This window comes from Mannheimia sp. ZY171111, assembly GCF_017750945.1.
GTDB classification, from domain to species: domain Bacteria; phylum Pseudomonadota; class Gammaproteobacteria; order Enterobacterales; family Pasteurellaceae; genus Mannheimia; species Mannheimia pernigra.
Genome location: NZ_CP046532.1, coordinates 1356450 through 1379324 on the forward strand (window position 1 = coordinate 1356450; position 22875 = coordinate 1379324).

17 protein-coding genes are annotated in these 22875 nt (G+C 37.7%); 9 read left to right on the forward strand and 8 right to left on the reverse strand.

Features of this window, described 5'->3' with window-relative positions:
• Positions 1 to 81 precede the first annotated feature (81 nt).
• Positions 82 to 1272 (forward strand): hypothetical protein, encoded by a 1191-nt coding sequence (locus GM698_RS06545; RefSeq protein WP_209289136.1) that lies wholly within the window; start codon positions 82 to 84, stop codon positions 1270 to 1272.
• A gap of 111 nt (positions 1273 to 1383) precedes the next feature.
• Here the strand turns inward: GM698_RS06545 and GM698_RS06550 are convergent, their stop codons facing one another.
• The 3 genes from GM698_RS06550 to GM698_RS06555 all read right to left on the reverse strand — a co-directional run bounded on the left by GM698_RS06550 (position 1384) and on the right by GM698_RS06555 (position 5461).
• A complete protein-coding gene (locus GM698_RS06550) occupies positions 1384 to 2376 on the reverse strand; it encodes a Fic family protein (protein WP_245189252.1) in 993 nt (330 codons plus the stop codon).
• A 4-nt stretch (positions 2377 to 2380) separates the two neighbouring features.
• Positions 2381 to 2518 carry a hypothetical protein gene (locus tag GM698_RS10610; RefSeq protein ID WP_245189253.1) on the reverse strand — a complete coding sequence of 46 codons (138 nt, stop codon included), beginning with the start codon at positions 2516 to 2518 and terminating at the stop codon, positions 2381 to 2383.
• A gap of 324 nt (positions 2519 to 2842) precedes the next feature.
• Entirely contained in the window at positions 2843 to 5461 is a 2619-nt protein-coding gene (locus tag GM698_RS06555; protein ID WP_209289137.1) for a hypothetical protein, read from the reverse strand.
• Positions 5462 to 5810: 349 nt separating this feature from the next.
• Between GM698_RS06555 and GM698_RS06560 the strand changes: the two genes are divergently transcribed.
• Genes GM698_RS06560 through GM698_RS06570 form a run of 3 tightly spaced genes read left to right on the forward strand, consistent with a single transcriptional unit; the run spans position 5811 to position 10473 of the window.
• A complete protein-coding gene (locus GM698_RS06560) occupies positions 5811 to 7154 on the forward strand; it encodes a TolC family protein (RefSeq protein ID WP_209289138.1) in 1344 nt (447 codons plus the stop codon).
• Positions 7155 to 7157: 3 nt separating this feature from the next.
• The gene (locus GM698_RS06565; RefSeq protein WP_176807432.1) at positions 7158 to 9290 is read left to right on the forward strand and encodes an ATP-binding cassette domain-containing protein; all 2133 of its coding nucleotides are present in this window, start codon (positions 7158 to 7160) and stop codon (positions 9288 to 9290) included.
• A gap of 13 nt (positions 9291 to 9303) precedes the next feature.
• Positions 9304 to 10473, forward strand: coding sequence for an HlyD family efflux transporter periplasmic adaptor subunit (locus GM698_RS06570; protein WP_176807431.1), 1170 nt, complete (start codon positions 9304 to 9306; stop codon positions 10471 to 10473).
• A 274-nt stretch (positions 10474 to 10747) separates the two neighbouring features.
• On the opposite strand, the gene hflX is transcribed toward GM698_RS06570, so the two are convergent.
• The 3 genes from hflX to miaA all read right to left on the reverse strand — a co-directional run bounded on the left by hflX (position 10748) and on the right by miaA (position 13462).
• Positions 10748 to 12142: a ribosome rescue GTPase HflX gene (gene hflX, locus GM698_RS06575; RefSeq protein WP_176811944.1), complete on the reverse strand. Its 1395-nt coding sequence runs from the start codon at positions 12140 to 12142 to the stop codon at positions 10748 to 10750.
• Positions 12143 to 12162: 20 nt separating this feature from the next.
• Positions 12163 to 12438: an RNA chaperone Hfq gene (hfq, locus tag GM698_RS06580; RefSeq protein ID WP_159628596.1), complete on the reverse strand. Its 276-nt coding sequence runs from the start codon at positions 12436 to 12438 to the stop codon at positions 12163 to 12165.
• Between the two features lie 70 nt (positions 12439 to 12508).
• Positions 12509 to 13462 carry a tRNA (adenosine(37)-N6)-dimethylallyltransferase MiaA gene (miaA, locus tag GM698_RS06585; protein WP_176812811.1) on the reverse strand — a complete coding sequence of 318 codons (954 nt, stop codon included), beginning with the start codon at positions 13460 to 13462 and terminating at the stop codon, positions 12509 to 12511.
• A gap of 163 nt (positions 13463 to 13625) precedes the next feature.
• Between miaA and GM698_RS06590 the strand changes: the two genes are divergently transcribed.
• A complete protein-coding gene (locus GM698_RS06590; protein WP_159628595.1) occupies positions 13626 to 13892 on the forward strand; it encodes a type II toxin-antitoxin system RelB/DinJ family antitoxin in 267 nt (88 codons plus the stop codon).
• Entirely contained in the window at positions 13879 to 14145 is a 267-nt protein-coding gene (locus GM698_RS06595; protein ID WP_209289139.1) for a type II toxin-antitoxin system YafQ family toxin, read from the forward strand. Before GM698_RS06590 ends, GM698_RS06595 begins: the two co-directional genes overlap by 14 nt.
• Before the next feature lie 24 nt (positions 14146 to 14169).
• On the opposite strand, the gene mutL is transcribed toward GM698_RS06595, so the two are convergent.
• Complete coding sequence (mutL, locus tag GM698_RS06600; protein ID WP_209289140.1) at positions 14170 to 16062, reverse strand: DNA mismatch repair endonuclease MutL; 1893 nt, start codon at positions 16060 to 16062, stop codon at positions 14170 to 14172.
• Positions 16063 to 16181: 119 nt separating this feature from the next.
• Here mutL and proA point away from each other — a divergent pair, with 119 nt between their 5' ends.
• The 3 genes from proA to dtd are packed head-to-tail and all read left to right on the forward strand — an operon-like array spanning position 16182 to position 18676.
• Positions 16182 to 17420, forward strand: a complete 1239-nt coding sequence (proA, locus tag GM698_RS06605) for a glutamate-5-semialdehyde dehydrogenase (RefSeq protein ID WP_209289141.1) — start codon at positions 16182 to 16184, stop codon at positions 17418 to 17420.
• Between the two features lies 1 nt (position 17421).
• Positions 17422 to 18267, forward strand: coding sequence for a virulence factor BrkB family protein (locus tag GM698_RS06610; protein ID WP_176807426.1), 846 nt, complete (start codon positions 17422 to 17424; stop codon positions 18265 to 18267).
• Positions 18242 to 18676, forward strand: coding sequence for a D-aminoacyl-tRNA deacylase (dtd, locus tag GM698_RS06615; protein WP_176811939.1), 435 nt, complete (start codon positions 18242 to 18244; stop codon positions 18674 to 18676). Before GM698_RS06610 ends, dtd begins: the two co-directional genes overlap by 26 nt.
• A 79-nt stretch (positions 18677 to 18755) precedes the next feature.
• Here dtd and GM698_RS06620 read toward each other — a convergent pair whose 3' ends face one another.
• Entirely contained in the window at positions 18756 to 22817 is a 4062-nt protein-coding gene (locus GM698_RS06620; RefSeq protein ID WP_209289142.1) for an Ig-like domain-containing protein, read from the reverse strand.
• Between the last annotated feature and the right edge of the window lie 58 nt (positions 22818 to 22875).

Sequence of the window (22875 nt, forward strand, 5' to 3'; positions counted from 1 at the left end):
AAAGCTCGTTTTTTGACGAGCTTTTCTTTTTAGGACTGTATTTTGAAAAGTATTATACTTAAATAGCTTGGGATCATTTGAATGAAAATCACTCAATTTTCTAATGATAAGTACACTTATAACAACTATGACCGCGTAGCAACGCGGAGCTTTGATACGAACTTGACAAAACAAGGTTTTGAGCGGGTAGAAACTTATGATAGAGATGTTTATGGTAGAATTGTTCGCACTGATAATGACATTGTTGGCCAAGGTGGGGATATTGATGCTTATACTACTTATGAATATGATATTTTCGGACGTAATACAGACATAAAGGCTTATAGTGATGATAAGGGTTCATTTGAGTTACATCAAACTAAAGAATACAATCAATATGGAGATGCAACCAAAACAACCTCTTATAATGCTCAAAATCAAGTATCCCGAATTTTTAATTCGGAAAGTGATGAGTATAATCGCCAAGCCATTTATTGGACAGATAACAATTACAACGGTAAATTTGATGGTAATGAGATAAAGCATATTCTAACGCTTGATCCTACTAATGGTAGGCTAATCAGTCGCATTGAGAAATACGCCAACGGTTCACCTGAACTGAAAGTTATTTTTTACTACGATGAAACCGATCTCCACGTTGCAACTCTATTTGATAAAAATAACAATGGCACTATTGAAAAGGGTGATACTTATTGGGTTCGTCAGTATTTTGAAGGTAGTCGTAGTCTAGTTGATTACTTTGAACTTTATAATGGCAAAAAAGAGAGCGATGGTGTCCGCTTTGGTGAACCAAATATGGAGGATGGTTTAAAACTCTATCAGTTACATAAACTGCATTATAGTGACTCAGGGCAATCTTTAGGTACAATTTACGCTGATGGAGAACGAGTATTCAAAAATTGGGTATATAATGGAGGCAACGGTGCCCCTGTTCGTTCTTCAACTGAAGATTATACTGACAGTAAATTCGAACCATTGTTAGAGCAAATTGGCGGAACATTGAGAGAAATCAATCTTAGCAATGCGACGCAAAGCACGGATATTGCATTCGACAACGACACCTTAGCAAAACTGAGCGGTAAAAGTAGCACTCGAAAGCTACTCATTAACGGCGATGCAACCGATACTGTCCGCCTGAAAGACCACGCTGAGTTTAAAGAGATTGAAAATGTGAAACAAGGTAAAAATGACTACAAACAATACACCACCGAAGTGGACGGTCAGCAATATACCCTATTGATTGACACCGACATCAACGTTGTATTGGCGTAGCTTTAGCTCACAATAAGCGGTCTGTTTTTGCTGATAATTTGCAAAACGCCGCTTAAGATAAAACAAAACCTGTTACCGATTGGTAACAGGTTTTTTTACCCTTTATTCAGCCTAAATCCGCACTAAATTCATTAATGGTTCAAAAGCATAAAGGGCAGATTTTCTGCCTGCTGCTTCTTCTTTAACGGCTAAAACACCGGTTTCCACCAACAGTTTGGTAAAGCGAGTGGCGGTTGTACTTGGAATACCACTTCGTCCAATAAATTGGCTATTTCTAAAAATTGGATTGGTAAAAATAAAATCCTGTGCCATCACTGCATATTTTGAAGAGAGAGTATCAGCAAAAATAGCCTTCATTGTTTCATAAAGTTTTTGGATACTTTCAGCAATCATCAAATTATGTTTTGCTTGTACTTCTACAGCATTCAAGAAAAAAATAATCCACTCATTCCAATCACCAGTTTGTGAAACCAGCCTCATTAAATCAATATAGCTGTTTTTATTTTGTTCAAAATAACCACTAATATAAAAATGTGGGGCAGAAATTAGCTTAGAGTGCCATAACATTAGCGTAATCAACATTCTACCAATTCTACCGTTGCCATCTTGGAATGGGTGGAGTGCTTCAAATTCCAAATGGCTGACGGCTGTTTTAATTAAAATATGGTCATTATTTTGCTGAATATAGTCAAAAAGTCGGTCTATTCCTTCTTCCAGTTTTTCTGGAGAGATTGGGATAAACAATACACTTCGCCGAATGGTGTCTGCTAAAAAATTTTGCTCTTTCTTAAATTCGCCTGGACTTTTATTTGCCCCTCTTCCCACCGATAAAAGCTGTTGGTGCATTCCTTTTAGTAACGATTTAGACAGTGGATAGCCATCTAGCATCGCTTTTTGCGTGTTTTTTAACGTGCGTTGATACAGTACTGTTTCAATAATATCGCGTCTCACATTCAAGCTATATTCATTTTTTCCTGCTGTTTCAGGATAATCCGCCTCATATTGCAAAATCTCATCCATTGTGCTGATTGTGCCTTCCATACGAGAAGAAATCACCGCTTCCTGATTGCGTAATGGGGCAAGCAAAATTTCGCTATTATGCATATTTTTAAGCAATTTGGTCGTAGCGAGAAATCGCTTCAATCGCATTTGCTAGGGCTGGAATGATTCTTTGGTAAGCGATTTCATCGGGTGGAAATTTCCCATCGTGATATTTCACCGCATTTTCAATGTTGATATTGTGCATTTTGTTCCCCATTTTTGGTGATTTTTAGTTATAAAAGCAAAATTGTGCCTCATTTATGCAGCACAAACAAGTTTGTTATTCACTTTAATGGTTTTTTGGTTGATAAAATAAGTTGTAATGAATTTATGCGAGACAAGTGATTTTGTTATCTATATTTATATGCTTTTGGGTAACAAGCTCAAATGGCGTATTAAGTTTAATCCGTTTTTGGTAAAGTGTTGATAAAAAAACCACCTTACAGAAAACCTATAAGGTGGTTTGAGTTAATGTGGCTATACTTTTGCAAATTATCAGCAAAAACAGACCGCTTATTGTGAGCTAAAGCTACGCCAATACAACGTTGATGTCGGTGTCAATCAATAGGGTATATTGCTGACCGTCCACTTCGGTGGTGTATTGTTTGTAGTCATTTTTACCTTGTTTCACATTTTCAATCTCTTTAAACTCAGCGTGGTCTTTCAGGCGGACAGTATCGGTTGCATCGCCGTTAATACGTAGCATTTGGTTTTTGGCGATTTTCGCAATAACGTCGTTATCTACTGTTAATATAGTATTAGCAGTATTATTGGTGAGATAAATGGCTTCAAGTTTGCTTTTATACTCATCGAATAATTTATTCCAGCTACTCGACGTATAGTCATCTTTTGTAGAATAGTGAGAACCGTGAACCCCATAGCTCATATAGGTTTTCCCAGATGCTATATCTGTGCGAATACCTGCGATTTGAACGCCTCTTGTACCAGCGTCAGGGAAGATAAAATGCCAAGATTCAAATATGTTCTTTTTATCTAATCCATAGCTATATTCGAATTTTTTCACAAATAACCCAGTATCGTCCGTGTAGGTTATGTGCGTGACAAGTTCATTAGAGTCAGCTTTTTGATTATTGTTAAGATCAATAAACTCTCTAACCCGGACTTTTTCATTGTAAACATAATTGAAGTCTTGGGATGTTTCTTTACCTGATATATCAACTACAGTATTTTTGCGTCTCATAAGTAATGATCTAGCATCATTAGAGAAACTCAAACTATATTTGACATCACCAGCATCAAAAATACCGTTGGCATTTTTATCATCCCATCCTATTACAGGTCGATCAAACTCATCTCGGCTATAAGTATGGATGGAATTCTTTCTGGTTTCAGATGAATAGTGAGTTTCTTTTGTAAGTGCATCATACTCATTGTATTCATACTCCCGTTTCCAGACCAATGTTCCATCTGCTTGGAAATTACGAACCACTTTATCACGACCGAACTCATCTCTTTCACTGGTCGTACGGCTATTGACTGCGATGTTATCACCAGCAACATCGGTGGCTGTATCAATGATACTTCCGTATGTGTCATAAGTGTAGTTTTCTACCCGCTCAAAACCTTGTTTTGTCAAGTTCGTATCAAAGCTCCGCGTTGCTACACGGTCATAGTTGTCATAAGTGTACTTATTGGCAGAAGATTGTACAAATTCGCCGCCTTCTGTCTTCACTTTTGAGACGTCAGATTCAAGCTGATTACGACCGTTGTAAACACGTTCTGTGATATTAGTAAACTTGTCATCGCCCGCTTCACCCGTGTTATTGATTTCGGTTTTTTCTGCCTTATTATACGCATTGAATGTGTTTTTGGTAATTCTATCAATACCCTCTACAGTGACTGTTTCACCATTGAGTTTAATCTGATGGCTAGACCCTGTTTTGTTTTCGTTACCATTACTGAATCGGTCGTTATTCGTGTTGTCGTAACGGGCAACTTCACGACCTAACGCATCACGCACATAGTAGCTCACGTTTTCTGCATGGCCTTTACCGTCCAAGTTTTGCTCTTGTTTGATGAGATGATTATTTGCATCATACTCTTTGAGGTAAACGCGTTCGATACCTGTTATTTTACGTCCATCTTTTAGTGTATGCTCTGTACCTGTGACCTGTTCTTTACTGTCGAGCGTTAGCGTTGTGTCGTTATCCAAGTTTTGGTATTCACCAATACGGTTGCCGTTTGCATCTAAATCATAGTGGTACACACGGTCATCCCCGCCTTTCGCATCTAGGTTGAATTTTTCAGTAATCACACGGTTTTGGCCATCACGCTCATAAGTGGTAAAGTTGTCGATACCTTCAAGAGTACGTTTACCACCATCTAGTGTGATAGTCTCGCCTGTTTTCTTCTCTAACGCTTTGCCATCTTTGATGTCGTTATCACGGTTGTAATAAGCACCCTTAACTTGACCGCTTGCTTTATCCACATCACGGTATTCGATTTCATCAAACTCACCTTTTCCATCAAAGTTTTTATTTATTTGAATAGCCTGCCCGAGTTCGTTGTATTCATACGTTTCATAACGGTCTGCGCCTTTCAATGTACGACCATCATTTAACTTAATAGCGTCATCTTGGTCTTCTTGGCCTTCTTTGTCTTTATTACCCGAGCCTGTCTCAGCGTTATTGTCTAAGTCATAGTAACGACCTTTCTCACGTCCGTATTCGTCACGTTCGATGTGAACCACTTCTTCCGCTGCACCCTCTGCATTGGTGTTACGGTCGATTTGGATGGTTTGACCGTTTGCATTGTGCTTGTAGGTTTCATAGCTATCGACACCTTTTAGCTCAACCTCTTTACCGTCGATGGTGACTTTAATGGTTTTACCTGTACCTTCCGTGTTGTCGTTATCTGTATATCTCGCCACTGCACGAGCATATTGGTCTAACACAAGGTAAGATTTGGAATTCGTTTCGCCATTACCATTGTTGTCGTATTCAACCCTCAAGGTTTGACCTTTGTCGTTAAGACCGAAAGTTTCGATTCTGTCGACACCTTCAATTGGCTTACCATCGTTATCCTTGTGGGTATTATGACCTGTGGTTTTTTTCGCATCATTGTCCACTAACACCTTCTGAACCCTGCCTAGACTATCAAACTGCTGATAATGGATCTTATCAGGCACTCAACAGTAAATACTCTATATTATTACATTGGCTTTTCGTACCTACAAAAATACATTCTAATGAATTTTTATTCTCCCTTCTTTATTTATCAAATGGAGTGCTTGATTGTTTTTTGAACTTCCATGTTAACCAATATAATCCGACTGAATTTCGCTTTTTTAAGGCTGTATTTTATGGATTAAAGATTAGGTAGAGTGCCTGATAAGATCCATTATCAGAAGTATATAACAAATGGTGTTTTTTTCACTTTCTTGCAAATTTATATATAAAATACTATTTTTTTTTAGATTATTAAATTAATATAAAAATAATCTATCTTTTGTGTTGTGATGTAACTCATTTATGTTTATGAAAAAACTATTTTTATTGGTGGGCTCTTCGGCTTTTCTAAGTGCTTGTAGCCAAAATCAAAATGATTTTGAAGTTAGTAGTCAATCTTGTTCAAGTTGCAGTGCTGGTAATGTTGGCGTAATTTCATCTGTAACTGTATCTGCAATCCCTCTTGTAACTACTAATCTGAATCTGGAAAACACGGAATCTATACCAACCAAAAATTATCGCTCCTTTTTATCTATTATTAACTCTGCTTTAGAATATAACCATAGAATTTCTTCATTACCGAGTGTGATTGAGCAGAGGAGGGCAGAAGCAGAGATTATACATAAAAATAACTATCCGACTATTCAGCCTGTTGCTCGTTATTACAGCCGAACAACTCCTTATATTGGTGCAAAGGCAAGCTATACAGTATGGGATTTTGGCTCGTCAAAACATAAAGAGAAACAAGGTGAGCTTGGGATTGATAATTCTCAATTAGACTTTCTTATTGAAGAGAGAGAAGTAATGGCTTCTACCGTTGAATCGGTAGTTAAAATTTCTTCATTAGTTGAAAATAGTCGATTATTACGTGAGTCAATTGCCTCTATTTCTAAGTTATCAGGCTTTGCTGATGTGAGATTTAATGCGGGTGTTTCTAGTGTATCAGAATCGAATACGTTAAATCTTAGGCTGGCTGAGCTGAAATCTGAGTTAGAGGCTATCAATATCGAAATTGCTTTAAATTTAGATTTATTGTCTGCAAAATTGATGTCGCCAATAACATTAAATGATATCCCTAGTTTATATAGTATAACTTCTCAGATTCTACCAGATTTGGGTAATGAATCGTTGCAATTAAGACAAGCAGAAATTAACAAAGAGATTGCGTTTGCTCAATTTCAGCAGGCCAAAAGTGATATTTACCCACACTTAGTGTTAGATGGGGAAGTGGGTAAGGCTACCAACGGAAATTCTATTCGTAACGTTGGGGTTTCTTTTCAATTACCTACCTCTGTTTTTGCCCGATCTGCAACTGTTAATGCGGCTGAATCCGCTTATAAGGCAACAGAAAGAAAAGTTACACAAATTCAAACTCAGTTAAATAATGAAAATAAACGAATTGAATTAGAAACTAATCGTTTAAATAATAATAAAAATACTCTTATAGGGTTAGAAAAAAAGGGAGTGAGTGCGATAAAAGTGTTTGGTTCGGAATTTGAAGCAGGCTCGGCAATATTATCTGACGGTCTATCTGCTTATAGAACTTTACTGCAAACCCGTCAGCAATTAATTTCGTTGCAAGCTCAATTACTAAATTTGAAAGCAAGCAAAATTCGTATCACGAATGGGTCTATCTTTAACATATCAGAGTAGAAAATGGATAAGAATAACGTAACGCCTAATTGGTATTTAACTTTACCAGAAGCAATTAAAATTCAAGCAAATTGGATTGGGGTTGAGCTAATTGTTGATGAGTTAGCAGAACTAAAATCTTTTGTTGATGTGAAAAATAATGCGAAATTTAATGAGGATTTTCAATTAGATATCGGTTTAACTGATAAAGACTTATTGAATTTGCCCGTACCTTGCATTATTGAATTGAAAAAAGAAGATTCTCAATGTAAATATGCTGTAATTACAGATATAAACCCTGTTAATAATATTATTTCTTTAGCATCAGTTAATTTTGGTGAAACAATCGAGTTAAAAGTAGAGAATTTGCTTTCTTTAATCAGTTTGCCTGCACTCGTTATTAGAAAGCAAATTGATCGAATTTACTTAGAACAGTCTATCCCTGTTGAGAAGAAGCATTGGTTTTGGTCTATATTCTCTTTAGAAAAAGGTGTATTTACTAAAGTATTGATTGCTTCTCTTTTTGCTAATATCTTAGCGTTAATTACTTCTTTCTTCTCATTACAGGTTTATGACAGAGTTATTCCGAATAAGTCTGAAGAAACGCTGTGGGCATTACTAATTGGGGTAATGATTGCTTTTGCATTAGAAGCTACACTTAGAATTATCCGATCGCATTTATTAGACTTTAGCGGTAAGCGTATTGATATTCAAGCAACTAGCTTATTGTTACGTCGCTTATTAGGTTTGAGGTTGAAGAATGATACACCAACACCGAATCATTTAAGCCAAATGATACGAGATTTTAACTCTATTCGTGAGTTTTTTACTGAAGCAGCTGTCGGCTCTTTAGTGGATATTCCGTTTGTATTGTTATTTATCTTTGTTATATATGCAATAGGCGGTAATGTTGTGTGGGTTTCTATTATTGCAATGTTATTTATGGTTATTCCACCTATCTTGTTTAGAAAGAAAATGATGGATATCGTAAAAGAAACATTAGGTTCACGTACCGCTGCTAACCGTTTATTTAACGAGGTAAGTTACCAATTAGATGTGATTAAAGTAACAAAATCACAGCGTTTCTTTACTCAACAATGGGATGATATTAGTGAAATTATTGCTAATATTTCAATGCGTCAGCGGTCTTTGGTCTCTAATTTAACCCAATGGGCGGCAAGTGTTCAGCAAATTGCTTATGTATTAACAGTATCTACTGCGGTTTATTATGCTTTTGATGGAAAAATGACGATGGGGGCAATTATTGCAATGAGTATTCTTGTTTCTCGTACGCTTGCGCCTATTGCTCGTTTAAGCTCACTTTTAATTCGATGGGCTCAAGTGAAATCTTCACTTAAAGAGTTAGATTTGATTGCTGAATCAGAGCAAGATGATCCTGTAGATCAGCAGAAATTACGCCGTCAAAATATTAGAGGATTTTTCGAGCTAAGAAATGTAAGTTATCAATATGATAGAGATTCTAAACCTGCCTTACAGATTCAAAATCTTGTGATTAGACCAGGTGAGAAGATTGGTATTTTGGGTCCGAACGGTTCTGGCAAATCAACTTTCTTACGTTTATTATCAGGTTTGCAGTATCCTAATTCAGGTGAAGTAAAAATTGACGGAATAGATATTCGCCAGATATATAGTAACGATATTAGAAATGCTATCTCGGTGATTAATCAGGAAATTCAATTATTTAGTGGTACGTTAAGACAGAATTTAACTTTTAATAATCTAAATATTAGCGATCAACAAATTATGGGGGTTCTATCTCAAACAGGGTTGGCTAACTTTTTAACTTCTCACCCACACGGTTTAGATTTAATGATTAAAGATGGTGGGAGAGGATTGTCTGTTGGACAAAAACAGAGTGTTCAGCTTGCTAGAATGCTATTAAGTGAGAGTAAAATTTTATTACTGGATGAACCAACCGCAAGTTTAGATCCTAATATAGAAGGTTCTATTATCAATACTTTAGCTAATTTTTCTAAGGATAAAACATTCATTACAGTGACACATAGAATGCCCATTTTAGCGATGGTTGATCGTATTATCGTCATTGCTGATGGTTACGTGATTGCTGATGGTCCGAGAGATGAAGTATTAAATAGAATTCAACAGGCTCAAACCAATCAGCCACCTCAAAAATAATTAAGGTTTGAATATGAGAGATTTAACAAAAGAAATTAAACCACCTAAAAAAAGCAATAAATTGCTTTGGATAATTGTGTGCTTATTAAGTGCTTTGCTTGTGTGGTCGTATTTAACCCAATTTAGTCGGGTTGTGAGAGCTAATGGTAAAGTTGTATCTCACGAGAGAACTCAAATTGTGCAAAACTTAGAAGGTGGGATTTTAACTCAGCTTAATGTGAGTGAAGGCGATAATATAGAAGCAGGGCAAGTTTTGGCTGAACTTGATACCACAAGATATCAGGCTCAATTAGAAGAAATTGAGAAAAAAATTGCTACTTTTACATTAAGAAAATTGAGATTACAAGCAGAATCTGAAAATGCAATAATTTTTGATATTCCAAAAGGTTATCAGGATACATACCCTGATCTTGTTGAAGCAGAAAAGAGCCTGTTATCAAGAAAAGTGGAGGAGTATTTGACAAGAGAGAGAAATTATGAATCTCAAATTTCTTTAAAACAGAAAGAACTAACTAATCTTACTCGATTTGAAAATAGTGGTGCAGTGCCTAAGCGAGATATTATTGCTTTACAACAAGCACTTAATAATATTAGGGCGGAGCAAGAAAATTATTTTTCCGATACCCATAAAAAGAGGGCACAGGAGCTATCAGAAGCTGTATCCCAATTAGCCTTAGCTAATGAGAGTATTAAGACCGTTCAAGATCAGATAGATAGAGCAACAATTGTTTCGCCTTCTAGTGGAACAGTAAATCTTATTCACTTCAATACGATAGGTTCTGTAGTTAACCCTGGACAAACTATTTTAGAGATTGTTCCAAATAATGGTAATTTGCTAGTGGAAGCTCGTGTAACACCAAAAGATATTGGTTATGTAGTGCCTGGTATGAGAGCCTCTCTTAAATTAACTGCTTATGATTATAGTATTTATGGCACTATGCTAGGTAAGGTTGTTAAAATTGGTGCAGATACCGTGCCTAATAAAGAGGAGAGAAATGCTCCTCCTAGCTATGTAGTTTCTTTAGAAATCTCGCCTGACTCATTAAAACAATGGCAGAAAAAGGGCTTGGATATTCGAACTGGTATGCTAGTAGAAGCTGAATTAGAAGCTGGTCATATGAGAATTATCGACTACATTTTTAGACCAATTCTCAAAGCAAGGGATGCGTTAGCAACTATTTAGTATAGATTAATAAAAAACGCTTATCTATCTGCTCTAAAAAGTTAGGCTGTTTTATTCAAGGACTGTGCTTTGTATTATACAGAGTTCAGTCCTTTTGATTTTACGCTACACATTCGGTGATACAAATAACGAAATGAGGGTGAGGCTTGTTTGGTAGAAAATTGCTCATTTTTGACCGCTTGTATTGTAGTTATTCATAAAAAACCTGCACCATTTGTCAATGGTGCAGAGCTATAAATTTTAGGATTCATCATCTTTAAAAAAGGATTTTCTCTTAGAGTATCTTAGCTTGTGGCTTTTCCCATTTTGCTAATTCCACATATTCTAAAAGTGCGGGGAACTGCTTTAGCCACTTATTCCATTGTATTTCATTGACTTGGATAGAGATGATGCGTTCGCCAAAATCATTAAAATGTTCTGCTTTAATGCAATCTTCAGCTTTAAGTTGAGCATAAATTGCACCTGCTGTAACAGGTAGTAGTAGCGTTTCATGAACTAAATTACTTCTCAGTCTCTCCTGTATAGCTTGAAATAATAGCTCAATGCCACTATTTTCTTGGGCAGACAAATAGACTGCAGTTGCTGTACCGTCATCATTACGTTCGATATGTGGCTCAACGCCTGCTAACTTATCTATCTTATTAAAGACCAGAAGTGTTGGGATCTCCAATGCTTCAATTTCATCAAGTACTTGATTTACTGCATCAATATTTTCATTTTTGCGATCGTCTGAACCGTCAATAATGTGTAAAAGTAAAGTAGCTTCTGTTGTTTCTTGTAGAGTGGATTTGAAAGCTGATACTAAATCATGCGGCAGAAAACGGATAAAACCAACTGTATCAGCAAGAATAGTTGTTCCGACATCTTGTATTTGAATACGACGTAGAGTTGGATCGAGTGTGGCGAAAAGTTGATCAGCCGCATAAACGCCAGCTTGGGTAATAGTGTTAAATAGAGTAGATTTTCCTGCATTGGTATAGCCAACAAGAGATACTGTTGGAATATCCGCTTTTTGGCGTGTTTTTCGGTTTTGCTCTCGTTGCTTGTTTACTTTTTCTAAACGATTTAAAAGCTGTTGGATACGTACTTTGATCAAACGGCGATCGGTTTCGAGCTGTGTTTCACCTGGGCCTCGTAAGCCGACAGAACCGCCTTTTTGTTGATCTTGGTGAGTTACACGGCGAACTAAGCGAGTAGATAAATGACGAAGTTGTGCGAGTTCTACCTGTAATTTGCCTTCATGGGATCGGGCTCGTTGGGCAAATATATCAAGGATTAAACCTGTTCTATCTACTACACGACAGCCACATAATGATTGTAAATTACGTGTTTGAGCAGGGCTAAGTTGATGATTAACCAGCACAACAGAAGCTCCAAGTTGTTCCACCGTTTCTGCAATTTCTTCTGCTTTTCCTTGCCCAACATAATACTTGATATGAGGGTTTGGGCGAGTTGTAGTCAGCGTTGCTAGTATTTCCACGCCAGCAGATTCTACCAATGTTTGAAATTCAAGTAGGTTTTCTGTGTCTTTATGCTGACCGAGATAGAGATGGACTAGGATTGCTTTGTCTTTTGTTGTTTCACTTATTTCTGAAATTTGGCTTGCTTCAGATAAAGCAAAGCCAAACGCAGAATTTTCTTCTGAGTTTGGCGATGATTCGTTTAACATTTTTTGATTAGTAATGTTGATTATTCCGTTTGTTCAGCTGCTTCTGTTGCAGCTTGAGCGTGTTGATGATGGGGGTTGTTATTGTTGTGCGATAACGCTCGAGCAGGTACAACAGTTGAAATCGCGTGTTTATATACCATTTGGCTGACCGTGTTTTTTAGTAAAATGACGAATTGGTCGAACGACTCAATTTGACCCTGTAATTTAATGCCGTTAACTAAATAAATTGAAACAGGAATACGCTCACGGCGAAGTGCATTCAAATATGGATCTTGTAAAGATTGACCTTTTGCCATTTTTCTTTCCTTTTTTATAGTTGTGTGATGAATACTAGGACAGCAAATATCGTAATAAGTGCTGAGGCGTTTAAATATTATCACAATTCTTTAAATAATCATCGATCTTTTCGACCATTTTTGCTTTAGAGCTGATCGGATCTAGGCTATCTAGCCAGGTGAGTTCACCTTGCCAGCTCCGAAGCCAAGTCATTTGGCGTTTTGCTAATTGGCGTGTGGCACAAATACCTTTAAAAATCGCTTCATCAAGGGAAATATCGCCTTGCAAATACTCCCATATTTGGCGATAGCCCACACAACGAATGGACGGCAGATTAATATGCAAATCTTGACGTAAAAATAACCGCTTGACCTCCTCTTCAAAGCCCAAGTCAATCATTTTGTGAAAACGTTGCTCAATACGTTGATGTAACACGGCTCTCTCTTTGGGGGCAATCGCAAACTGTAGAATATGATATGGTAACGCCTCGCCTTGTTTGGCGGTGAGCTCCGTCATTGTTTTGCCGGTGATGTAAAACACCTCTAGGGCACGGTTAATACGCTGGCTGTCATTGGGGTTAATTCTTGCTCCCGCGACAGGGTCGATTTTTACTAATTCTTGGTGCAAAACCGCCCAGCCGTGTTGTTCCGCGCTTGCTTCAATTTCAGCACGAATATTGGGATCAGCAGATGGCAACGGCGAAAGCCCTTCCAATAAGGCTTTGTAGTAAAGCATTGTGCCACCAACCAAGAGCGGAATTTTGCCTTGTGCGGTAATCTCTGCCATTTCATGTAATGCATCACTATGAAAATTCATTGCGGAATAGCTTTCTGCAGGATCTAAAATATCAATCAAGCGGTGCGGAGCTAATGCTAATTCTGCCTTATTGGGTTTTGCTGTACCAATATCCATTCCTTTGTAAATCAAGGCGGAATCGACACTAATCACCTCAACAGGCAATTCCTGTCTGAGAGCGATGGCTAAATCTGTTTTGCCTGAGGCAGTTGGTCCCATTAAAAAAAGGGCGAGGGGTTTTTGAGTCATTTTATTATTAAGCTGAATAGTTAATTCTTTTAAATCAGTATAGCACATTTAAGCCTAAGTTTAGGCTCAGCCACATAGTCATAAAATTAAACTATTCATTGAACTAATTTTTATAAATGCTATCATGTTGTATATCATTTGATTTACAAGAAAGAGGTTTTCTATGGCAAATAGTGCATTAGTTAGTGTAAGAATTAGCCCTGAAATTAAAGAGCAGGCAAGCGAAGTTTTAGCTGGAATTGGTTTGACGGTTTCTGATGTTATGCGAATGACATTAGCAAAAATTGCGACGGAAAAACGTTTTCAGTTTGACTATCAGCCTAACGTAGAAACAGCAGAAGTATTAAAAGCGGTTAGAAATGGAGATGAAAAATTAAATCCAGCTAAAAACATTGCTGATTTAATGGAGCAACTTAATGCGAGAGATTGAGTATAGTAACGCTTTTAAACGAGACTATGAAAAGTGTGCCGTTGATACATTATCTTCTTCGCTGATTGAAGCACTCTATTTTCTCATCAACGATAAGCCATTACCTGAGAAATATTGCGATCACGCATTAACAGGCGAATGGAAAGGTTTTCGGGATTGCCATATTCAGCCTGATTTAGTGCTGATTTATCGAAAGATTGATGATAAATTAGAATTGTTGAGAATAGGTAGTCATTCTAATTTATTTGGATAAAGGGCGAGAGTTGTCCTTTAGTCTTTATAAATATTTAGAAAAATCCACTTCCTTCCTAATTTCTTCAATCTCTTTCTTTCCATTTGGGTAAAGCTCAATGTCTGAGAGTAACGCAATGGCATCACTGAGCGTGCAAGCGGTGGGAATTTCACAGTGTTTTGCAAAAAATTCAGTTAATTTGACCGCTTGTGGTTGGTTAAAGAGTGAAAGCAGTAGCTGTTGCAAATTCTGTTCACGCAAGGCTTGTGGCACAGAAAGTATCGTGAGGCGAGTTTGTTCTTGCCAATGTTTTTCGGTAATAGCGAAACCAAATTCTGCGATGCTTTCTTTATAGTGTTGCCACAATTCCGTTTGTTTGTCGTTTAAGGTGAGCGTAAGCGGAATGAGTAGTGCCTGTGTTTGCCGTGTGCCCAGTTGGTGAGCGAATTTCAGCTTGGCTAATTGGTGCAGGGGAATTAAGTAGAAATCTTCTCCTTCTTTCATCAATATCGCCTGATTTTTCACAATTGCCAAGGCTTGGGCGTGGTGGCTTGCAAGCGGTGTGATTTGCTCCGTTTTTTGCAAAATAGGGGCAGGTTCTGGGTTTATCTTTATGTTCGGCTCAAAAGTGGGCAGTTTAACAGCGGTTTTTTCTACTTTTTTCGTTCGTATATCTGAACCACCTACTAGCTCGTTATACCATTTTTGAGCAGATTGACTGCTACTACTTCGCTCAAATTTAGGTGTAAAAGAGCTATGAGTAGAGTGATTTACATTTTTTTGTGAAAATTCGATCGCTTGTATTGGCTCTTTGGGTTGTGTAAATACATTTTGCCCTGCCGCTTGGCGGTTTGTGTCTTTTGCATAAGCAGGCATTGGTTCATTGAGCTCGTTTCGCAATTCAAGTGACGGATGTGTTTGTTGTAGGCTATTGCTGACACCTTGCAAAATAAAATCGTGTACCAGCCTTCCTTGATGGAAACGCACTTCGTGTTTGGCAGGGTGAACATTCACATCCACCATAGTGGGGTCTAAATCTAAAAAGATAACAAAAGCAGGGTAGTTGCCTGTCGTAATGTTCTCACCATAGGCTTGGCGGATTGCGTGATTGATTGTTTTATCTCGCATCATTCGTCCGTTTACATAGCTGTAGCAAAGATCATTTTGTGGACTAGCAAGCATCGGTGAGCCAACCCAGCCGTGTAAGTGTAAATCGCCGTGTTGCCAGTCAATATAATTGGCGTTTTGAATAAATTTCTCGCCACAAATCGCGACCACCCGTTTCTGTTTTTGCTCAACTGAATTATCAATAATTTTGCGATATTGGCGGACGATTTTGCCATTATGACTTAGCGTAAAGCTGATATTGGGTTTGGCAAGTGCAATGCGACGAATCACTTCATCAATATGAGCGAACTCAGTTTTGTCTGTGCGTAAAAATTTACGGCGTGCTGGCGTATTGAAAAATAAGTTAGCCACTTCAATCGTTGTGCCGATAGGGTGAGAGGTAGGCTGAATTTCAACCATCATTTCTCTTCCTTGTGTGTAAGCCTGCCACGCTTCATTTTGTTCTGTAGTGCGAGAAGTCAGTGTTAAACGTGACACTGAGCTGATGCTTGCTAACGCTTCGCCCCGAAAGCCTAAACTTAAAATGGCTTCTAAATCTTCCAGGCTGCTGATTTTGCTCGTGGCGTGGCGAGCTAAAGCAAGTGGCAAATCCTGTTTGCTGATGCCACAACCGTTATCCCGAATGCGGATGAGCTGCGAACCGCCTTTTTCAATGTCAATTTGAATATTATTCGCACCAGCATCAAGGCTGTTTTCGACCAACTCTTTTACTACAGAGGCGGGGCGTTCTACTACCTCGCCTGCGGCAATTTGGTTTGCCAGTTGTGGTGGGAGAATGTGAATCAGCTGTTTTGGAGAGTTATTTGTCATTTTGGTGCCTAATTGTTTGGAATTAGCCCATTTTATCTAATTTTCTTCGCTTTTGCATATTTCTTCATACAAAAGAACGTGTTAGATTATGCAAATGTGAATGAAATGAGAACAAATTTATGCAAATGATAGAACTTGCTCAACAAGCTAAGCAAGCCAGTTTTGATTTAGCACAATTTGGCCACGGTCAAAAAAATAAAGCGTTACTGACGATTGCTGATAGCCTTGAACAGCGTGCCACGGAAATTTTATATGCGAATGCAAAAGATATTGAATTTGCTCAATCACAAGGCATTTCATTGGCAATTATTGATCGCTTGTTGCTTAACGAAGAGCGTTTAAAGGGCATTGCCAACGATGTACGTAATGTGGCAAAACTTGCTGATCCTGTCGGGCAAATAATGGATGGTGGTGTGCTAAATAGCGGTTTGAAAATTGAACGCCAACGTGTGCCATTAGGCGTGATTTTAACTATCTATGAAGCGCGTCCAAATGTTACTATTGATGTGGCATCACTTTGTTTAAAAACAGGTAATGCGGTGATTTTACGTGGCGGTAAAGAAACTAAATTTACCAACTCAGTGTTAGTTGATGTCGTACAAGAGGCGTTAGAAAAATCAGGCTTACCGAAATTAGCGGTGCAAGCGGTTACTGATCCAGATCGCTCGTTATTATTGGCGTTGCTGAAGTTAGATCGCTATATTGATATGGTGATCCCACGTGGTGGGGCAGGTTTGCATCAATTTTGTAAAGAAAATTCCACTATTCCTGTGATTGTAGGCGGTATTGGCGTTTGTCATCTGTTTGTAGAGAAAACTGCAGATCAAGAAAAATCCCTTGAAGTGATTGTGAATGCTAAAACGCAGCGTCCAAGCACCTGTAATACGTTAGAAACCTTGTTGGTAGAGAAAGCGATCGCAGTAGAATTTTTGCCGAAATTAGTTGCCCGTATGCAGGCACTAGGTGTGACAATTCACAGTAATGATTTGCAAAAAATTGAAGGAATCGAACCGCTTGATCAGGAAAAGTTAAGTCAAGAGTGGTTGTCACTCGATCTTAACGTGGTTGTGGTGAATGACTTACAACAAGCAATTGAGCATATTCGCCATTACGGTTCGCAGCACTCAGAGGGAATTTTAACGTCTAATTACCAAGTTGCTCGCCAATTCGTACAACAAGTTGATGCCGCAGCGGTGTATATCAATTCCAGTACTCGTTTTACGGATGGTGGTGAGTTTGGCTTGGGGGCAGAAGTGGCGGTGAGTACGCAAAAATTACACGCTAGAGGCCCAATGGGGCTTGAAGCATTAACCACCTATAAATGGGTGTGTGAGAGCGATTATTTAGTAAGAGGATAGTATGTTAAAACGGATTTTAGAATTTGTTAAATTGTTCGCTAAGCGTTATGTGGAGAATAATATTGCGATTTCTGCAGGTTATCTTACTTACAGTACTATGCTTGCGATTGTTCCCTCAATTATTGTGCTGTTTTCCATCTTCACATTCTTTCCTATTTTTTATGAAGCGAGTGAGATGTTAAAAGCATTGATTTATGATAACTTTGCCCCTAGTGCGAGTGAAACGGTCTCGAAATACCTCGATCTATTTGTCGATAATGCGAAAAATATGGGGATTGTCAGTATTATTGGTTTATTTGTTGTTGCCATTATGCTGATTAAGAATATTGATGAAACGCTAAATACCATTTGGCACAATAGCCGCTCACGTCCGATGTGGTTCTCTTTTTTACTCTATTTTTTAATTTTAATATTTGGGCCTTTGCTGGCTGGGGCGAGTATTGCAATTACAACTTATGTGATGTCGCTGGCTATTTTTAATGCTTCTGGCGTATCATTAGGGCAATATTTATTGGAATTGATGCCATTTTTATTGATTTGGTTGTTGTTTACATTAGTGTATAAATTTATTCCGATTACAGAGGTAAAATTTAAGCACGCCGCTATTGGGGCGTTATTGGCGGCAATTTTCTTTACCTTAGGTAAACAAGCCTTTATTTGGTATATCACAACATTCCCTTCTTACCAGGCTCTTTATGGTGCAGTGGCCGTATTACCGATTATGTTGTTGTGGATTCAATTGAGCTGGCAAGTCGTTTTATTAGGCGGGCAGTTCGCCGCAATATTAAAAGAAACAGAAGTAGGCAAGGAACAGGAAATAAATGATCGGATTAATCCAGCGGGTTAAATGGGCAAAAGTTGAGGTTGAAGGGCAAACTGTTGGTGAAATTAAACACGGTTTATTGGTTTTACTCGGCGTTGAAAAAGATGACGATGAATCCAAGGCTGATAAATTATTGGAAAAGGTACTGAATTACCGAGTGTTTTCCGATGAGCAAGACAAAATGAATTTGAGTGTGCAGCAAGCAGCTGGCAGTTTATTAGTAGTTTCACAATTTACGCTTGTTGCAGATACTAACAAGGGTTTACGACCTAGTTTCTCAAAAGGCGCAAGCCCAGTTGATGCCGCACGCTTGTATGACTATTTTCATCAACAAGCTGCGATGAAAATTCACACACAAACAGGACAGTTTGCAGCAGATATGCAAGTCAGTTTACAAAATGATGGTCCCGTCACTTTTTGGTTGCGGGTTTAGCGGCTTGGTTACACTAGTTGTTTAGAAATTAGCCCAAATTAGATTTGGTCTAATTTGGGGCTAATAGTAGGCCATCAACTTAAATAATGCTGAAATTTGCTGTTTCTAAGTTGGTATAGAAGTTTTCGAGTGTAGCAAAGTGAATTGCTTCCGTAGTTGCATTTGGTTTATAACTAAGTTCACCTTTGTTAAAGCTAATAAAATCAAATACTTGTTCGGCATTTTCAATTGCACTAAAAATTGATTTAGCTAGTTCAATAGTATCGCCATTCTCAAAATCTTTGATGATATCCACTTTACCGTTTAACGTAGTATTGAATACAAAGGTATCTTTACCTGTTCCGCCAATGAGAATGTCCTCTCCCAATCCTCCGATTAAGTGATCATCTCCTTCCTTTCCATTGAGGGTATTGCCAATATTATTAGCTATAAGGGTGTTACTGAGGTTATTTCCTGTTGCTTGTGTTGCAATAGTACCTAGTAGGGTGAGACTTTCTACATTTTCAGGAAGCTCGAAGTTGATAGAGCTATAGACAGTATCAATACCTTGATTTTCCAATTCAAAAACTTGGTCCTTGTTACTATCGACTACATAGGTGTCATTTCCTTCACCACCGTGCATTTCATCATCACCTATACCGCCGTGTAGATAATCATCGCCTTTTCCACTTCTTAGAATATCGTTGCCACCATTACCGATTAAGTTATTTGCAGCATCATTGCCTAATAAGATATCGTTATATACCGAACCAATAGCGTTTTCAATTTGTGTACCAAAACCAATAAAGGCTTGACCCTCAACATATTCGGTTATTTTTTGCGTTCCTCTTGCGGCTGTTTTATTGACACCCACTTCATCCCCAAAGAATTGGACTGCATTGAAGTCTGTTATGGATTTGATTGTCATCATCTTCTCTGCGGTATCGCCACGATAAATCCAAGAACCTGGTTTCAGGTTGATATAAACACGTTCTCTTTCATTTGTGGCATCAAAGGTGTCTACACCGCCGCCATCCCAAATATAGACACCATTACCATCACTGTTTACATCTCGATAACGTTGGAATCCATATATGTTATCGCCAGAACGTACAGTTTTATTAACACCGTAGCGGTAATGTAATGCTGCTAAATCATAGAATGGGATATAACTACCTTTAGTTTCGAATAAGCCATTATAAGACATATAAGTAAATTCTGTTTTATCCTCTTTACTACCTAGGCCAACTTCATTATATTTTCCTCTATAGTTATTATCGGTGAATAGCACATTTGAATGATTAAAACCTAGAGTGTGTAGTACTTCATGCATTGCGGCATAATAAACATAATTTAGGACATTATTATAAAGATTAGCAATTCTAGGTGCGGTAGTAGAGCCATTTTCATTACCAAAGGCACTATTCACCCAAATCCAAGAGCCATCGCCTACGCTAGCATAAGCGGCACCGCCACCATTATGTGTTTTGGCAAAAATATTTGTTCCTGAGCCATCTGTAATATAGTTATCAACCTCTTCAAATTTTAGATTGGTAAATTTAGCAATATACTCATAAGCTTTTCTGAAGGCATCTTTTTGCTGTGCCGAAATACTAAGAGGTTTAATTGCATTTTTGTGATGTATTGCCATCTCCTCTAAAGTTGCAAAGTGGTATTTAATCACTGGGGTGTTACCTAATCCACCGAATGGTACTCTTCCATAATCCACAGCTCCTAATTTGGCAGAGTAGAAAGTATCCATAAAATAATGGAAGTTGAAATTATCGCTCAAATGGTTATATTGGCGTGCATTAAATTCCACATCGTTATGGCGTGGTTGATTGTAGCTCCCACTTACCGCTAATGTTGATGTAAAGGTTTCCGTATCTTTTACTTCTACTGATTCTCCTGCAAGATTAGTTGTTTTTAATGTGGCGGTAATTTGACTATCTCCTGATCCAGCTAAGAATTGGTTTTCTACCGCAATCCGGAATGTTTTATCTTGTTCTACGCTTGCGTTAAATACCTTATTACCGACAGTAATTTCGATAGTCTCACCAACAGCGATGTTATCCCCAATGACCTCACCTGCAATAATACTGCTTGGGGACTTAATGCTGAGATTATAACCATTATTACCGTTTGGAGTGATGTAGTCACTTTTTAGTATGATGCTTTCAGTGGTAACAGCTTGGTTCTTATGAGTTTCAAATCCGATACTGCCATCGTTATTTGTTTTTGGAGAAAATACACGAACTTTGTTAAAGCTGAAGCTAATTTCTTTATTATCTAGCGCTAAGGCTTCAGTAAAAGGGAGTTTCAAGTCAAACGTTTTTCCATCAGCATTCATTGGCACTTCAAAAGTGTTTTTTCCAATTTTCACTTTAATTATGCGAACAAAAGAGGCATTCCTGCCACTGGCAAATAGACCACTATAGTTTACTTCCCCTGAAATAGTAACTAATGGTCCGATATTATTTACACTAAAACTATCACCAATTTCAGTAATGTTAATTTGAGGTAGAAATTCCGCTTTTACTTCGTCACTTTCATTCGTATTACCTGCTTTATCTGTCACAAGCACTTTTGCAGTTACCGATTTATGTTCTAAATCAGATAATTGAGTATTGGACTGAAGCAGAGTCCACGAGCGTTTGTCTTCAGAGACAGAGGCTTTATGTACTTGACCATCAATAGTAACAAGCACTTCCACATTACTAGCGTTCACATCGTTATCAATATTGTCCAACTCACCAGATAGTATACTTCCTGTCGATGACTGATTTTTGATGAGTTTAGGTGCGGTAGTAATAGGTTTATTTAATTCTGTATCAATACTATATTCTCTATCAATACTATATTCTCTATCAATACTATATTCTCTATCAGTAGTTTTAGTTGGTTGATTACGATAGATGGCTCTGATGACAGGAGATTCTCCAGCGTTACTAATCAATTCTTCACCGTTAACGGTTAAGTTAAATGCTCCAAGACTATTTAAAGGTACTTCTTGTAGTAGACGCCAACCGCTTGCACAAACCGGACAAGAACAATAAATACCGATGCTTTCTCCTTCTTCACCATTGGTTACCGCTCCCTGTATTGTGATATCCTCTTTACTTTCAGCTTGATTAATGATGTTGTCATTGGTAATAGTATTAACAGAAACGTTAATATTACGCTCTAAATTGACCTGATAGTTTTTTGATTTTTGGCTCTCCAAGACATTACCTACACTATCAGTCGTACTAAGACTTAGCGTTATGCCTTCACTTTGATGAGCAATTAATGAAACAGTGCTAACCGGTATGCTAAAAATGAGTTCACCATTAACATCTGTTGTTAACTTTCCTGTACTGGTTGAGTTACCTAAATGAATCACCACCTCATCACCGGATTTAGCGGCAGAGTGCTCTACATTAATAATTTTCCCTGTAATATGGATGGTTTCGGTTTTACTTTCAACATATTCTAGAATATTGTTAGCTGTAATCGGATCTATCTCAATAATAGGATGTTCGATTTGAGTATCAACCATATACTCTTTTTTGAGTTCAGATGTAGCAACTAGCTCGGTTTTATTGGCGATAGCTTGCACAATAAGATGTTGTTTACCTTGTATTGTCGTAAGATCTGAGGTATTAATTGTTGCAAACCATTGATTACCTATAATTTTTGCCGGGTAAGTTTTGGTATTTAATATAACATTGACAGAAATATTACCTCCTCTCTCTGTATCAACTTGACCATTCAGCTGTATACTCTCTTTTTCTGCTTCTATGCGAGTAATGACATTGTCATCAGTCACATTATCTATAGTGATAATCGGTTTTGCCAAAGTCAATGGCTGCTGTGGTTGATTAGTATTAAAAGTTGTATTAGTCTGGGTTAACAGCTGAAAATCCTCAATAGTAGAAAATAGAGCATAATCTTGCATGATCAAGTTTGGCTCCTCATTCGTCCCGTCTTCCAGATAAATATAAAGATCATTTCCGACCAATTCTGCTTTTGGAATATTGTCAAGTGGAATCAATTCCCCCTTTTTATTGACGATTTGGTCTTGGTGATTTGCTAATGTTTTTAGCGTATGTGTTTTTCCATTAAGGAGTCTGACGCTCCCTTTATCGGTTAAATGATAGATATTCAGTTGATATGTAGACATAATAGCTCCTTAATTAAACTTATCAGAATTAAGTATGGATTTTTATATAAGATATAAG